Here is a 12,655-nt window from a genome sequence, read left to right as displayed (position 1 = left end):
TGTGCCTTCAATTCTCGGCATAGCCGGAACAATAATAGCCCTGGTAGGACTGGGGCTTCCATTGGTCTATCCTGCTGGAGGGAGCCTCTCCTCCATCCTGCTCGGCCTGGGAACACTCTGCCTTCTGGGCTATTTTGCCTTCCATTTTCGGAGCCTCACCGCACTAGCTCGGACCCGGTCTACCCGACTCGGCGCACACAGCCTCTTTTCGATCCTGCTTGCCGGCGTCGTCGTGGGCTTACTCAATTTCCTCGCAGCCAAGCATGCGCCGGAATGGGACTTCTCGGAGACGCAAAATTTCACCTTAAGCCGACAGACCTATCAAGTCCTTCGAACTCTTCCAAGAGAAGTGAAAATGACGGTTTTCACCCATGAAGGGAGTCCGGGCTATGGCGGCTACCAGGATTTATTGACGACCTACGCAAAGGAGAGTCCTCTCATCACGCTGGCATTCATTGATCCCGAACGACAACCCGACAAGGCAAAAGAGTATCAAGTGACTCGAATCGATACCGTCGTCGTGGAAAGTGGTCCCCAAAAGGTCTATCTCCAACGGTCTTCTGAAGCCGACATGACCAATGCGCTGCTCCGTGTCACACAAGACAAGAAAAAGCGCATTGCCTTTGTCACGGGCCATGGTGAAAAAAGTCTATCCGATACCGAATCGTCAGGATTATCTCGTGCCGGCGATGCCCTGACCAAGCAAGGCTATGAGGTCGGGACAGTGGATTGGGAAGACACAGCTTCTCACGAAGCGGCAGTCCTTATCGTGGCCTCCTCCACAGAAGCCGTAACCTCTGATGACCAAAAACGGATAAGTCAATTTCTGGAAAAAGGAGGACGGGTACTGGTCATGGATGATCCAGCCAGCGGCACGTCATTGGATCCCCTCTTCACGCCGTGGGGCATTCATGTGGGAACCGGCATCCTGGCTGATGAACAAGACCGCTTGGGACGTGGCAGCCCCACCGCCTTGCTCGTTCGGACCTTTACCACACATGACATCACTGAAGACTTCACCACTCCAATCCTGTTTCCCGTATCCCGCTCAGTGACCTTCGACACGGCACAAGGAAAAACCTGGGATTACATCGCCTTAGCGCAAACCTCTCCGGAAAGTTGGGAAGAAACGGACCTGAACAGTCTTCAACCGGAATTCACTGCGGGGCAAGACCCCAAGGGTCCCTTTACCGTCGCAGGCCTCTTGATCCGCAAAACGCTCGACCAGTCTCCAACAGCTCAATCTGCCGTCCTCATTGTGGGCAATGCCGCATTTGCGACCAATGGGTATCTGACCTATCCGGGAAACACGGATTTTTTCTTAAAAGCGATTGCCTGGCTTGCTCAGGAGGATGCATTAGTTTCCCTGACACCAAAAGACCCGGCCTTTCATCCATTCATACCTAATCCCTCACAGGAACAAGCACTCGTATTTTTTCAGGTCCTGTTCATTCCACTCCTTACCTTATTTATCGGTCTATCTGTTTGGAAAAGGCGGCGAAGTCTGTAACATGATCAATCCCGTTCGAGTAACGCTCATCCTGGCTCTGGTCGTTCTGGGTTTGGGAGGCTATATCCTCCTCGTTGATATTCCACAATCCCGGCAACTGGAAAAACAGGAGACCCAGGAACGACAGATCCTGCCGTTTGATGACCGGGCTATCACGCAGATCACCTGGGCCACCCCCACGTATACTATCCATCTCGAACGGGATGACCAATGGCGGTGGATGATGACCGAACCCATGCGATCCCCCGCGGATTCGCGTGAAATTCGGCGGATACTACGAGCCTTGACGATAGGAAAAATCAAACGACATATCGAGGATGGGCCAAGCAATTTGTCCGCATACGGATTAGAGCCCCCGTATTTGACCCTCACCCTAACCACTCCCACCGAGACGCAGGAAATGGCTCTAGGGGATGCCGGTCCCTTTGCTCCGTCCTTGTACGTCCAGACGAAACCTGACAATCAGGTCGTGCTGACGACCTTGGATGTGATGACCTTCGCCCAAAAGTCCCTCACGAACTTCCGGCTCAAAGACCTCTTGTTTTTCGAGCGGGATCGAGTCCTGGAGCTTCACATTCGGCTCGGATCAACCACCATGGTCATGACACGAGTGGCAGGAGCCCATAGCTTGACGCCGAATTGGATGTTCCAAAGTCCCGTGAAAGGCCCCGCAGATAAAACCGCCGTGGGCACTCTCCTCATGGATTTAGGAGGCCTGGCCGCCACTGGATTCATTGACACCGAGGAAGAAAAGAAACGGATTCTGGGCCAACCGGCGCGTATTCATGCGACGATACAAGTGGTAGAAGGCGCACGCACGCATCATCTGGAACTCTATCAATTTGATGATCCGGAAAAGGCCTATGCCATCACGTCCGGCTCCGGTCCACTCTATGAGGTCCCACCGGGTATCCTAAAACCCATCACCCAAGGGATGTTTTATTTTCGAGACAAACGTCTCTTTGGTATGGAAGTCGCTGATATCGCAATGCTGACCGTCCACACGCCAGAGGATCATTATGTTCTCATTAATCAACACGATGAGTGGGTCTTAGAGGACAACCCTTCAGCAGAGGTGAACCAGGAAGTGGTGAAACTTTTTGTCAGCCGGATCGTGGACGTACCCGCGGAAATATTCCACCCCGATTCCACTTCCCCCTCAACAGACGATGGGATGGCTTCACCCAACGCCACGATTTCTGGCATGAATCGCAAGGGACAGGACATCGGACAATTAATTTTGGGAAAGAGAGAACGAGGCCTAGTCTTCGCAAAGGGATCAAGCTTGCCAGGTTTATACCAGGTCCGATCGACGATCCTGGATCAAATACCCTCCAAAGCCCAGTTGATACGACAGGCGGGCTCAATCGAATAGACTTCCTGCTCACTCCTGCATCGCTGCTTCATGCCTTCAATGGCATACTTGCTTCTTTTACGCAAGCAGAAGAGCAACAGATAGTCACAATCATACAGAAACCCCATGCTTCCCCAAGCTCTCTCTTAACGTGCGGGAGCTTGTTGGCCTTCTTCCTGTCCCATCTTTTTGAAGAACCGATCGGAATCCTGCTGAATGTCTTTTTTTGACGGGTCCGATTGAGGTTCTGGTGTGGAAGAACACCCCACCATCATCGCTCCCATCAAAAAAACAGAACACAAGACGGTAGTCACCTGAGTTGTGGCATTACTCCAATTCATAATCGTTCGCCTCCAGCATCACATGTGATAGGTTTTCTTAGGAACAGTAAAGCCATCATACCCTACATCGGAGTGGGAGGATCGATCAACATACAGGCCGGAATTGACTGAATTATAGGTGTCGGATACCGTCCTGGCATCTTCAAATCTCACGATCACACCCTTGAGTGAGGAGCCACCTGTGACCACCCATGCTTCATCACAGCTTTCCGAAGTCCTGCGTCAAAAGGCAGATCAACTTCGCATCCATAGCATTCGGGCCACCACCAAAGCAGGAAGCGGACATCCGACCAGTTGCTGTTCCGCTGCGGATATTATGGCGACCTTGTTTTTCTCGGTCATGCGATTTGATCCAAAAAGTCCTCGCAACCCGGACAACGATTGTTTTATCTTATCCAAGGGTCATGCCGCCCCGTTGCTCTATGCGGCCTGGGCGGAAGCCGGGTTACTCGATCCCCAACAAGTACTCAAACTCCGCACACTCGAATCGGACCTTGAAGGCCATCCCACTCCTCGCCTATCGTTTGTGGACATGGCCACCGGATCTCTTGGGCAGGGACTGTCAGTGGGTGTCGGTATTGCCTTAAATAATAAATACCTGGACAAGTCTTCAGCTCGAATCTTTGTGCTATTAGGCGATGGGGAATCGGTCGAAGGGTCAGTGTGGGAGGCCGCTGATATTGACCGAAATTCTCAACTAGATAATATGTGCGGCATCGTGGACATTAATTGGCTGGGACAATCGGATCCCACCATGCTGGAATATAATCTGACCAAGTACCAGGCCAGATGGGAGGGATTTGGCTGGCATACCATCTGCGTCGATGGGCACAACCACTCAGAACTCCTCAAAGCCTTTGAAGAAGCCGCTCGGACCCGCACGAAGCCAACCATGATTCTGGCCAAAACTTTAAAAGGAAAAGGCATTTCTTTCGCCGAGGATCATCCTAACTGACACGGAAAGCCTCTCAATGCGCAACAAGTAGAGAAGCGATGACCGCATTGAATCAGACGTTACCGTCTTCCTCTCCCCAACTTTCCATAGCACCGCCCGTCACGGTTCAACGGGCCAAAAGCACCCTTGGATTCAACTCGTAAGTGCAACAGTTAATGATCTGGTGGCGTCAATGAATACCTCATGGGGAGTGCGAAAGCCGAGGGTGGTCTTTTTTGGTCGATGATTCAGGCTGTTCATGACGGTGTTTTCGTTCACTCCCCGTTACCAGGAAGCATACGGATGAGCAAAGTAGATCGTGGCGTCAAGAGCCCGAGCCATCTCGGCGTGCTCACTAAATTCTCGGCCATTGTCATACGTGATCGTATGCACAGAAGCCTTGTGTGGCCTAAGACCTTGGGTCACCGCCGCCCGGACCGCGGCAGCGGTCTTGTGCGGAACGCTTTGGAGCACCGTATACTTCGAGCGGCGTTCGACCAAGGTCACGAGAGCTCCTCGATGGCCATGCCCGATCACGGTATCACCCTCCCAGTCACCAATTCGCTGGCGATTGGCCACTACCGCCGAACGCTCGTCAATGGAGACTTGGTTCGCCATCTGCCCGCGGCGACTGTACATGCCATAGCGCTTCCGCCGCGCTTTCTGACAGCGCAGCCAGCAGTAAAGCGTTCCCCCAGCTTGTTTATCCCTAGAGATGTACTGATAAATCCACTCATGACTAATGGTCCGACCGTGTTCGCTCTTCAAGCGACCGCGGATCTGTTCAGGGCTCCAGGCTTGCTGCACTAACGTTTCCACCTACTGCCAGGCGGCCTGGCAGAGGCGAGCACGTCGTTGAGTCGCCTGCCGGGCTTGCCCAAACTGATGGGCCTGGTGGGGCCGATACCCGCGGAGGCCTTGGTTCCGCCGGAGTTCCCGACTGATCGTGGTTTTATGCACGCCCAGTACTGAAGCCATCTGGGTTTGGTTTTGTCCGGTTTTCATCAGGGCCTGAATTTGATACCGTTGTTCCCGGGTTAGCTATGTGTAGCCTCTCATGTGTGCTCCTCTTACTTTGGCCGGTGAGGTGAAGCCATGATGCTACCGCAGCTGCCCCACTTAACCAAGAATGCGAGTTGCACTTATAAGTTGAATTCAAGTTCTAAGATAAAAACGAATACACAGGAAAAGTACCGAGCGTGTTTATCGTTTGCCCATTACTTTTAGAAGGAGGAGGCATCTGTGACTCACTTAGCGTTCATACACTCAAGTCGTCCGGCACGGCTCATCTCTCTGGCCACCATGGTTGGTGCTCTGGTCATGGGAACCGTTTCATCTATACACGCCAAAGACATCCCAATCGTCCAGGCTCAATTGACGACGTTGCCACACGTGCCCGCCCCCATTACCCGAAAGGAGCCTGCACGAGTTCTGGTCAATGTCGAAGCGAAAGAGTACGTAGGAAATTTGACAGATGAAATTCAATACAAATTTTGGAGTTTTAATGGCACCGTCCCAGGACCCATGATCCGGGTCCAAGCCGGCGATACCGTGGAGATCCACCTTAAAAACCATGCGGATAGCCAATTTCCACATAACATGGATTTTCATGCCGTCAATGGACCCGGCGGGGGAGCGGGATCGACTTTGGCCGCACCTGGCAATGAGGGTGTATTTTCCTTTAAAGCCCTGGCTCCCGGTTTATATATCTACCATTGTGCATCCCCGGTCCCGAATATTCCGGCTCACATTGCCAACGGCATGTACGGGTTGATTCTCGTGGATCCGATCGGCGGCCTCACGCCTGTCAATCATGAATATGCCGTGTTTCAAAGCGAGTTTTTCACCATGCCGAGTGGGGAACCTGGCGTCATGGAATTATCGATGGAAAAAGGGTTAGCGGAACACCCTGACCATGTGGTGTTTAACGGAAAAGCCGGGGCCTTAATGGATCTCATGGGGGATGGGCAACTGAAAGCCAAGGTCGGGGAGACGATTCGGCTATTTGTCGGAAACATCGGACCCAATAGCGCTTCGTCGTTCCACATCATTGGCGAAATTTTTGACAAGGTCTATGTGGAAGGGGCCATTGGCGGAACCATCAATGAGCACGTGCAAACCACCCTGATTCCTTCAGCCGGTTCGGTCATTGTGGAATTCAAAGTAGATGTCCCCGGGGCTTACCTGTTAGTAGATCACAGCATCTTCCGGGTCGCCAAAGGAGCAATAGGTATTTTATCCGTAGAAGGGAAGGAGAATCTCACGATCTTTAATCCCATGAATCCAGTCTACTAGCAGCCACCTGGGACTCTATCTTTCTAGCAAACGGGCCTGGGTGCATACCGTACCAGGCCCGCTCTCTTCTCAAAACACCTCACACAGACTCTTCAATCTCTCAGTCACTAGCCGGGATTGGGAGCCATAAAGACCAGCACTCGAAGCCGGTTGGTCGTATGATTCATCACGCCATGCTCCTCACCAGCGGGAGCCATCGTCCCCTGCCCTTCGCCGAGGATCCGGCTTTCACTTCCGACCCGAAACGTGCCCTCCCCTTCTAAGACCAGATAGACTTTGTCCTGGTCGGCGTGCACATGGCCTTTTTGCTCCTGACCAGGCTCAAATCCATACACATCACAAAAAAATCTGGATGATTGAAATACATTCTGCTTCTTCATCTTTTCCTTCGAAAACTGGCCGTAGTCTTTAACATTCACCACATTCACTTCAGTGCCCTCCTTTATTGAACAATGCCGATACCGTCTCCACCATTCTCCCAATTATCTTCAAAAAATCTCCTACTCCGAATAAGCCCTCACATTCCGTTCCTCCCCCGGGCGAATTCATTTTTTAGAAACCTTGAAGGACCATAGGTTCAGTCTGATATGATGGGCTAACGTGAGAGTGTCTCTCAAGGCTTACCATGTTACCCGAACAGACTTCGGCGATTCGAGAGAAAAAGGCCAGAAATACGATCGAAATCAAGAAAGGATCACGCATGAAATCAGGACAGACGCAAATTTCCCGCATTATTGGAGGAATACTCCTGATCAGCCTGCTCGGATGGGCCAATGTGGCCTTGAGCAAAATACAGGGCGAATACGAGCTGATGGAGGGGGAGCCTTCTCAACATGAAGCCGGCAAGGTCATTCTGTTCGAATTCGCTGACTTTTACTGCTCACATTGCCACATGTTCGAACGGGTGGTCGGAACGAAACTGAAAAAGGAATTCGGCGACAAGTTAGAGATTAGAATGGTGGGATTTCCCGTCATACCCGGCAAACTTCCGACCGCCTTTGAAATGTACAATCAGGCCGTCACCATGGGCAAAGGGCCGGAAATGAAGCAACTCCTCTTTCAGTCCATTCACGAAAAAGATATTCAAGTCTTCGATAAGACCATGCGTGCCCTCCTTCTGAAAGAGATCGGGCTCGATCCGACGGAATTTGAAGCAGGGCTCGCCAGTGGAAAGCCTTTCAAAACGTTAGCGAAAGGCCGGACGTGGGGGGAACGAATCAAAGTCACTCATACGCCAACCGTGCTCTTGGATGGAAACATTCGCGTGGCAAACTTAACGGCGGAAAACCTCAAAACGGTGATCGAAAGCATTCTCAACCAGGACAGCAAATCTTAATGTAAACCATGAACTTATCAATCCGTTTCGAATCGACAGCAAAGGAAAGACACCATGGGACGAAAAAAATCGGATGACGAGCTTTTCCCTGAAATGGCCGCAATGCTCGAAGGGATGCAGGAACTGATGTGCGATGAAAATGGCAAACCGCTCTCTCCCGATCACCCGCAATATCAAAAACTGACGGGGCTTATGGAAAACATTGCCACCCGGGCCCGGAAACGAAACCAGCAAGATCCTTCGACCTCCGGCCAACACGGAACCGCGTAATGCCGAATATTGGCTCATAAGACCTACGCCTTGGAACGACACCTTCGATTCATTCCTTGCAGGCCTGCCGTCGAATCGGTAAATCTAACACTGGAGGTGGAACAGTTGAACCTTCATTCGAGAGGGGAAAGATAGTAATGGGGACAGACCCTGCCAGCCTACAACGATTAAAAACATTCATGGACCTTATTCGACGAGCGAAGCAAGTAGGTGCCGAACCGACCTTTATCAGTACCCCGACTGAGCATGGCGATAATATTAACGTGGTCGCCACCATCGACGGGAAACAGGCCACTGCAGGGATATTATTTTGGGATGTCAGCTTATTACAAAATAACGGGTTGGCCGATACCTTAGACGAAGAAGATCTCGCTCTCGGACTCAACATCACGGACGGCCTGATCGAGGATGCCGAAAAAATCCTCACATTCATCGACACCGAACTGGCGAAATTGGCTTCCACATAATTTCTCGACCTCTATGTAGCTTGTCAGCACCACACTCGCAAAGAACCATAAGACTCCAAGGTTCACTGCCTGCAGTTGCCGGGAAATAAAAAGGGGAGAATACTCGGTGGGGCAGGTGCTTTCGATTCAACCACGAAAAGCCTGGTTGAGATTTCGGACCACCCGCATGCTGAACGATGTGGGTCTCGCCCTGCGCGCGCGTCGCACTTTCCGTCCATTTGGCATAGATGTCCACCGTTCCTGACGTGGTCAACGTCGGGGTATAGGTGACATGGTCGGTGCTCACGCCACTGGCCACCACCATCACAGCATCGGCTACCACCCGGCCATTGGGCTGATCGGACAATTCCACTTTTTGGGCTAAGGCAGGGTTCAGGGTAAAGGTGCCGAGGAGATTCCATTGCCCGCCGTTCTGCGTTTGATTTATTGGCACAATGGTCGCGCCGCCCGCAGAGTGCACCGTATAGGTGGCCAGAGGAAACCCAGTCCGAGAAAAGGTTTCAGATGCCATTTTCTGTGCGAGGCAGTTTTTCTCGGAATCGAAACCCAGGGGTGACACCCGATACGCCAAGTTAAGGAAATGATTCTTAATTCTCGGATTTTTCCAACCAACCGCGCCAGGTCAGTCAGATGGCCTTTTCTCAAAATTGCTGTGAGAGGCAGCTCCAGATAGAACTGCTCGAGTGGCTTCCTGACGTAATGCGGAATCTGTCATTTTGGCTAATTCTTGTTGTAACAGAGGCACATATTTGGGGTCATTCTTCCATTCATAGTGCCGGAGGTCTATTTCCAATAAACAATATAAGATGGCACCAAGTTGATGCTCATCCTCTACAATAGGAAGACGGTGAAGGAGAGTGGGTAATACAACTTCGCCATTTTTGGCCACTTCAGCAACTAAGCCATTTTGTGGAGGTTCCTGCTGCATACCAAGAATCATCAAACTTATTTGCTCATCAAGAGGATAATGATGAATTTCGGACGCTTGAACATCCGGAGGCTTTTCAAAAAATTGTTGGTGGGGAGATGTATAGGAATCACATCCCCCAAAAAATATTCCCACTACAATAAAAAATACACTCCTCATAACATTTCCTTTTTATTCCTCTATTTTTTCTTAGAACAAGGATCTTTTTCGCAAGGTGGATGACCTCCTGACGCATTCAATAGACCTTCAATCACTACTTCATAGCCCCAGGCCTCCTGTTCATATGGATTATCCTTATACCCGTATGAAAATAAATCACGCAGATAATCATAAGCGAAATTTGAATCACTTTGCCATTGAGCAGTGTGAGCTACTTCATGAGCGATGTCTCCCGTTCCACCAACCGAATAGGGACTATAATATCCAGGATCAAAATAAATATCATTACCAAGAGATACACCATGAATGCCTGGGATTAAGTTAAAGGGAAATGGTACTCCTTCATCATAAACTTCGATTTGATCCAGATCGAGATTGGGGAAAAACGGTTGCAGAAAGTCCTTCGTACACTCAAGAAGTGGGCGAAGACCATAGAAATCAAACCGCGAGATCGGATTGCCAAAGGCATAGGCATACCGATTATAGCCACCAACCAACCCAATCGGATCACTCTGCACATACCGTCCCGTCGTGGGGTCATAGTCACGGAAGTAATTGTACGAATAACCTGTCTCGGCATCGGCGTATTGGCCGGGAAACCGCTGATTATTTGTCGCCGTGCCGGTGATCGAGTGCACTTGCCCAAACGGCGTGTACACCGCATCCCAAACGATTGCCTTGGTCGCATCGGTCATCTTCTGCGGTGATCCTAAATGATCGGCATGCACATACTGAATGCCTGGTGCTGAGGTCCCTGCCGACACAAACCGGATCGCATCCGCGACCGTCACACCCTCCAAGGCCCCTGACACTTCCACATGATGATTTTGTCCAGGCGCCATGGAGAAAGCCCCTAACCGAAACCACCCCGCACTGGGTTGTTGCTGATTCACCATTATCTCAGTTGCTCCACCGGCATGCTGAACGGTGTAGGTCACCGCTTGCGCTCGCGTGGCATTTTCCGTCCATTTCGCATAGATGTCTACCGTTCCTGAGGTGGTCAACGTCGGCGTATAGGTCACATGATCGGTGATGACCCCGCTGGGCACCACCAGCACCGCATTGGCTACCACCCGCCCATTGGCTTGATCGGACAATTCCACCATGGGTTTGACGCGGGATTCAACGTAAAGGTGCCCAGCAGATTCCACTGCCCGCCGTTCTGCGTCTGATTCATCGGCACCGCCGTCGTGCCCCCCGAATAGTGCACGGTATAGGAGGCGTTGGTGGCGTTGGCGGCATCGGCCGCCCACCGGGCATAGACGTCATACGTCCCGGTCGTCGGCACCGACAGACCCCACATGGCCCTACGCGGCGTGCCCGACCCCGCGGCAGTAAACTTGATGACATCGGCCACGATCGTGCCCCCCACTTGATTGGCTAAGACCACGCGATGCTGCTGTCCCGGCATCATGACGTAGGTCCCCAGCACATGCCATTACCCGATGGTTTATAGGAGGATAACCGTGACCCGACGGCATATCCCTGCGCCTCATATCATCCTACAAAAAGCTTGTGGAAAATATATCCAAAAACGGTTTGGGCATGGTAGGATCACAATTCCAGTGAATCGGGATATGTATGTGAGGGGAATCATTGGCTCATGCTTTGGTGATTGGATTTTCCAACAAGCGGTTCACCTGCAATCCGGATGCAATCTGCTCTTGAAGTTACCCATGCTGTTACTCTATAAGTAGTCACAATCAATTGACATACACTTGCGCGGAGAGGTGGCCGAGTGGCCGAAGGCAACGGTTTGCTAAACCGTCGTAGGTCAAAAGCCTACCGCGGGTTCAAATCCCGCCCTCTCCGCCATATTTTTTCTCAAATTTTCCGGATCTGCCTTCGTTCCTTAACCTTCACCCCTTCCTCCGGCCACCTCTATCCGGTATCGTCGGAACCGAATGATCCACCTGCCCCGCATTTCGCTTTGCTGAATATGACCCATGCGTGAACATCGTTGGGAAACCCAGGCGACGCTCTCCTTCGACGACATTTTATCGGTGGCGGGCAAATTAAGGCAGTTAGGCCTGACCTCTATCCATGAGGACAAGGAGATGATCGGCTATATCGAAGAATGGGAGGTGGACCATCCACAGCGCATCCAGGCCCTCGCGCTCTGGCCCACCGAGGATGTCACCTTATTACATCTTCTTGACAACTGGCAGGGCGACTTTTTTCTTTTGGCAGGCCACTATCACTCCATCTTTCAAACGCATCAGTCGGTGAACACATACTGTTCGATCGCGCATCCCTGGCGTATAACCCAGCCGCTGACAACACTCCTGCCGGAGGCCTGGCTGTGGCTCGGATTTCGACATACCCATGGATTCATTCGGATCAGGGTTCATACCACCGACGTGATCACGCCTGGGGAAACACTTGCCAAACCACGGGACCGGTTCTGGCTCACGGACCGGGGAAACGCCTTTCGGACGGCCATTCAGATCCTGGATCTTCCGATTGAGGTGACGCAAAAAGGCGCACGAGTGCTGCTGCAGACGGACCGAACGGATACCCCGCTCTTTTGCTCATGGCCGGATGCGTTTGGACCCTGCCAATTCGAACTCAACTCGCCGGATCCTTTTGAGTTTTTGGTTCCCGCGAGTCAACTGGCTGCAACCTACCAGGGTAAACCTGCGCATGTGCGTGTGTATCTCACGGGATTTCCCGAACCCGCCCTCCTGGATTTCACTGGCATCGCACCCAATCCCCGGTTCATGTATCGCTGTAGTATTCACTGCACCCTGTCCGATATGCCTGAGTTGCTTCATCTCCTCGAGCCGCAAGGGCGTGTGTATGGCAGCCTGGCAGAATTCCAGACCGACTATCTCCTTCCTGAAGGGGAGGACGTGGCGGCCATCGTGGGATTGGTGGGGACAAATGGTGACTTTCGTCTGGAGATTCGCCTCAACCAACGACCTCTTCCTCATCAGGCCACGGAACAATGGCTGGAGGAATTGGTTGGTCATCCTCTCGTTTATGCACCCCTACCCGCCTTCCCGTAAGGGAATGTTGAAAAAGGCTGCCAGCGGCGTTCACGCCGCTTGGCCGTGCTCAC

At 51.8% G+C, this 12,655-nt stretch carries 15 protein-coding genes, 1 tRNA gene and 1 pseudogene; 10 read left to right on the top strand and 7 right to left on the bottom strand.

Features of this window, described 5'->3' with window-relative positions:
- Nucleotide 1: 1 nt before the first annotated feature.
- Nucleotides 2-1,510 (top strand): GldG family protein, encoded by a 1,509-nt coding sequence (locus H6750_12845; GenBank protein ID MCB9775191.1) that lies wholly within the window; start codon nt 2-4, stop codon nt 1,508-1,510.
- A 1-nt stretch (nt 1,511) separates the two neighbouring features.
- Nucleotides 1,512-2,885, top strand: a complete 1,374-nt coding sequence (locus tag H6750_12840; GenBank protein ID MCB9775190.1) for a DUF4340 domain-containing protein — start codon at nt 1,512-1,514, stop codon at nt 2,883-2,885.
- Nucleotides 2,886-3,010: 125 nt separating this feature from the next.
- Here H6750_12840 and H6750_12835 read toward each other — a convergent pair whose 3' ends face one another.
- On the bottom strand, nt 3,011-3,205 hold the full coding sequence (locus H6750_12835; GenBank protein MCB9775189.1) for a hypothetical protein: 195 nt from the start codon (nt 3,203-3,205) through the stop codon (nt 3,011-3,013).
- Between the two features lie 181 nt (nt 3,206-3,386).
- Between H6750_12835 and H6750_12830 the strand changes: the two genes are divergently transcribed.
- On the top strand, nt 3,387-4,160 hold the full coding sequence (locus H6750_12830; protein MCB9775188.1) for a transketolase: 774 nt from the start codon (nt 3,387-3,389) through the stop codon (nt 4,158-4,160).
- Nucleotides 4,161-4,292: 132 nt separating this feature from the next.
- Here H6750_12830 and H6750_12825 read toward each other — a convergent pair.
- A pseudogene (locus H6750_12825) lies at nt 4,293-5,198 on the bottom strand (IS30 family transposase).
- 243 nt (nt 5,199-5,441) lie between these two features.
- Between H6750_12825 and nirK the strand changes: the two are divergent.
- On the top strand, nt 5,442-6,434 hold the full coding sequence (gene nirK, locus H6750_12820; GenBank protein MCB9775187.1) for a nitrite reductase, copper-containing: 993 nt from the start codon (nt 5,442-5,444) through the stop codon (nt 6,432-6,434).
- A 107-nt stretch (nt 6,435-6,541) separates the two neighbouring features.
- On the opposite strand, the gene H6750_12815 is transcribed toward nirK, so the two are convergent.
- Nucleotides 6,542-6,862, bottom strand: coding sequence for a cupin domain-containing protein (locus H6750_12815; protein MCB9775186.1), 321 nt, complete (start codon nt 6,860-6,862; stop codon nt 6,542-6,544).
- Between the two features lie 272 nt (nt 6,863-7,134).
- Between H6750_12815 and H6750_12810 the strand changes: the two genes are divergently transcribed.
- The 3 genes from H6750_12810 to H6750_12800 all read left to right on the top strand — a co-directional run bounded on the left by H6750_12810 (nt 7,135) and on the right by H6750_12800 (nt 8,507).
- A complete protein-coding gene (locus H6750_12810; GenBank protein MCB9775185.1) occupies nt 7,135-7,770 on the top strand; it encodes a thioredoxin domain-containing protein in 636 nt (211 codons plus the stop codon).
- A 54-nt stretch (nt 7,771-7,824) separates the two neighbouring features.
- The gene (locus H6750_12805) at nt 7,825-8,040 is read left to right on the top strand and encodes a hypothetical protein (protein ID MCB9775184.1); all 216 of its coding nucleotides are present in this window, start codon (nt 7,825-7,827) and stop codon (nt 8,038-8,040) included.
- Nucleotides 8,041-8,177: 137 nt separating this feature from the next.
- Nucleotides 8,178-8,507, top strand: a complete 330-nt coding sequence (locus tag H6750_12800; protein MCB9775183.1) for a hypothetical protein — start codon at nt 8,178-8,180, stop codon at nt 8,505-8,507.
- On the opposite strand, the gene H6750_12795 is transcribed toward H6750_12800, so the two are convergent.
- From H6750_12795 to H6750_12780, 4 genes are all read right to left on the bottom strand, one after another.
- Nucleotides 8,470-9,018 carry a hypothetical protein gene (locus H6750_12795; protein ID MCB9775182.1) on the bottom strand — a complete coding sequence of 183 codons (549 nt, stop codon included), beginning with the start codon at nt 9,016-9,018 and terminating at the stop codon, nt 8,470-8,472. The two genes, H6750_12800 and H6750_12795, sit on opposite strands and share 38 nt — an antisense overlap.
- 111 nt (nt 9,019-9,129) lie before the next feature.
- Nucleotides 9,130-9,594, bottom strand: a complete 465-nt coding sequence (locus H6750_12790; protein MCB9775181.1) for a hypothetical protein — start codon at nt 9,592-9,594, stop codon at nt 9,130-9,132.
- Nucleotides 9,595-9,614: 20 nt separating this feature from the next.
- Nucleotides 9,615-10,700: an RHS domain-containing protein gene (locus H6750_12785; protein MCB9775180.1), complete on the bottom strand. Its 1,086-nt coding sequence runs from the start codon at nt 10,698-10,700 to the stop codon at nt 9,615-9,617.
- Nucleotides 10,661-11,008: a hypothetical protein gene (locus H6750_12780; protein ID MCB9775179.1), complete on the bottom strand. Its 348-nt coding sequence runs from the start codon at nt 11,006-11,008 to the stop codon at nt 10,661-10,663. The genes H6750_12785 and H6750_12780 overlap by 40 nt, the downstream gene beginning before the upstream one ends.
- Before the next feature lie 52 nt (nt 11,009-11,060).
- Between H6750_12780 and H6750_12775 the strand changes: the two genes are divergently transcribed.
- The 3 genes from H6750_12775 (at nt 11,061) to H6750_12765 (ending at nt 12,602) form a co-directional block, all read left to right on the top strand.
- Entirely contained in the window at nt 11,061-11,291 is a 231-nt protein-coding gene (locus H6750_12775; protein ID MCB9775178.1) for a hypothetical protein, read from the top strand.
- Nucleotides 11,292-11,318: 27 nt separating this feature from the next.
- A tRNA-Ser gene (locus H6750_12770) sits at nt 11,319-11,409 on the top strand.
- A 131-nt stretch (nt 11,410-11,540) separates the two neighbouring features.
- Nucleotides 11,541-12,602 carry a hypothetical protein gene (locus tag H6750_12765; protein ID MCB9775177.1) on the top strand — a complete coding sequence of 354 codons (1,062 nt, stop codon included), beginning with the start codon at nt 11,541-11,543 and terminating at the stop codon, nt 12,600-12,602.
- Nucleotides 12,603-12,655 lie beyond the last annotated feature (53 nt).

This window comes from Nitrospiraceae bacterium (assembly GCA_020632595.1).
GTDB lineage: Bacteria > Nitrospirota > Nitrospiria > Nitrospirales > UBA8639 > Nitrospira_E.
This window is presented reverse-complemented; position numbering and strand designations above follow the sequence as displayed.

What these genes read in the sequence shown, in the direction of transcription:
- H6750_12795 (MCB9775182.1), bottom strand. Translation starts at nt 9,018, where the DNA reads ATGGCATCTGAAACCTTTTCTCGGACTGGGTTTCCTCTGGCCACCTAT.
- H6750_12805 (MCB9775184.1), top strand. Translation starts at nt 7,825, where the DNA reads ATGGGACGAAAAAAATCGGATGACGAGCTTTTCCCTGAAATGGCCGCA.
- H6750_12835 (MCB9775189.1), bottom strand. Translation starts at nt 3,205, where the DNA reads ATGAATTGGAGTAATGCCACAACTCAGGTGACTACCGTCTTGTGTTCT.
- H6750_12790 (MCB9775181.1), bottom strand. Translation starts at nt 9,594, where the DNA reads ATGAGGAGTGTATTTTTTATTGTAGTGGGAATATTTTTTGGGGGATGT.
- H6750_12765 (MCB9775177.1), top strand. Translation starts at nt 11,541, where the DNA reads ATGCGTGAACATCGTTGGGAAACCCAGGCGACGCTCTCCTTCGACGAC.
- H6750_12780 (MCB9775179.1), bottom strand. Translation starts at nt 11,008, where the DNA reads ATGATGCCGGGACAGCAGCATCGCGTGGTCTTAGCCAATCAAGTGGGG.
- H6750_12800 (MCB9775183.1), top strand. Translation starts at nt 8,178, where the DNA reads ATGGGGACAGACCCTGCCAGCCTACAACGATTAAAAACATTCATGGAC.
- H6750_12810 (MCB9775185.1), top strand. Translation starts at nt 7,135, where the DNA reads ATGAAATCAGGACAGACGCAAATTTCCCGCATTATTGGAGGAATACTC.
- H6750_12840 (MCB9775190.1), top strand. Translation starts at nt 1,512, where the DNA reads ATGATCAATCCCGTTCGAGTAACGCTCATCCTGGCTCTGGTCGTTCTG.
- H6750_12785 (MCB9775180.1), bottom strand. Translation starts at nt 10,700, where the DNA reads ATGGTGGAATTGTCCGATCAAGCCAATGGGCGGGTGGTAGCCAATGCG.
- nirK (MCB9775187.1), top strand. Translation starts at nt 5,442, where the DNA reads ATGGTTGGTGCTCTGGTCATGGGAACCGTTTCATCTATACACGCCAAA.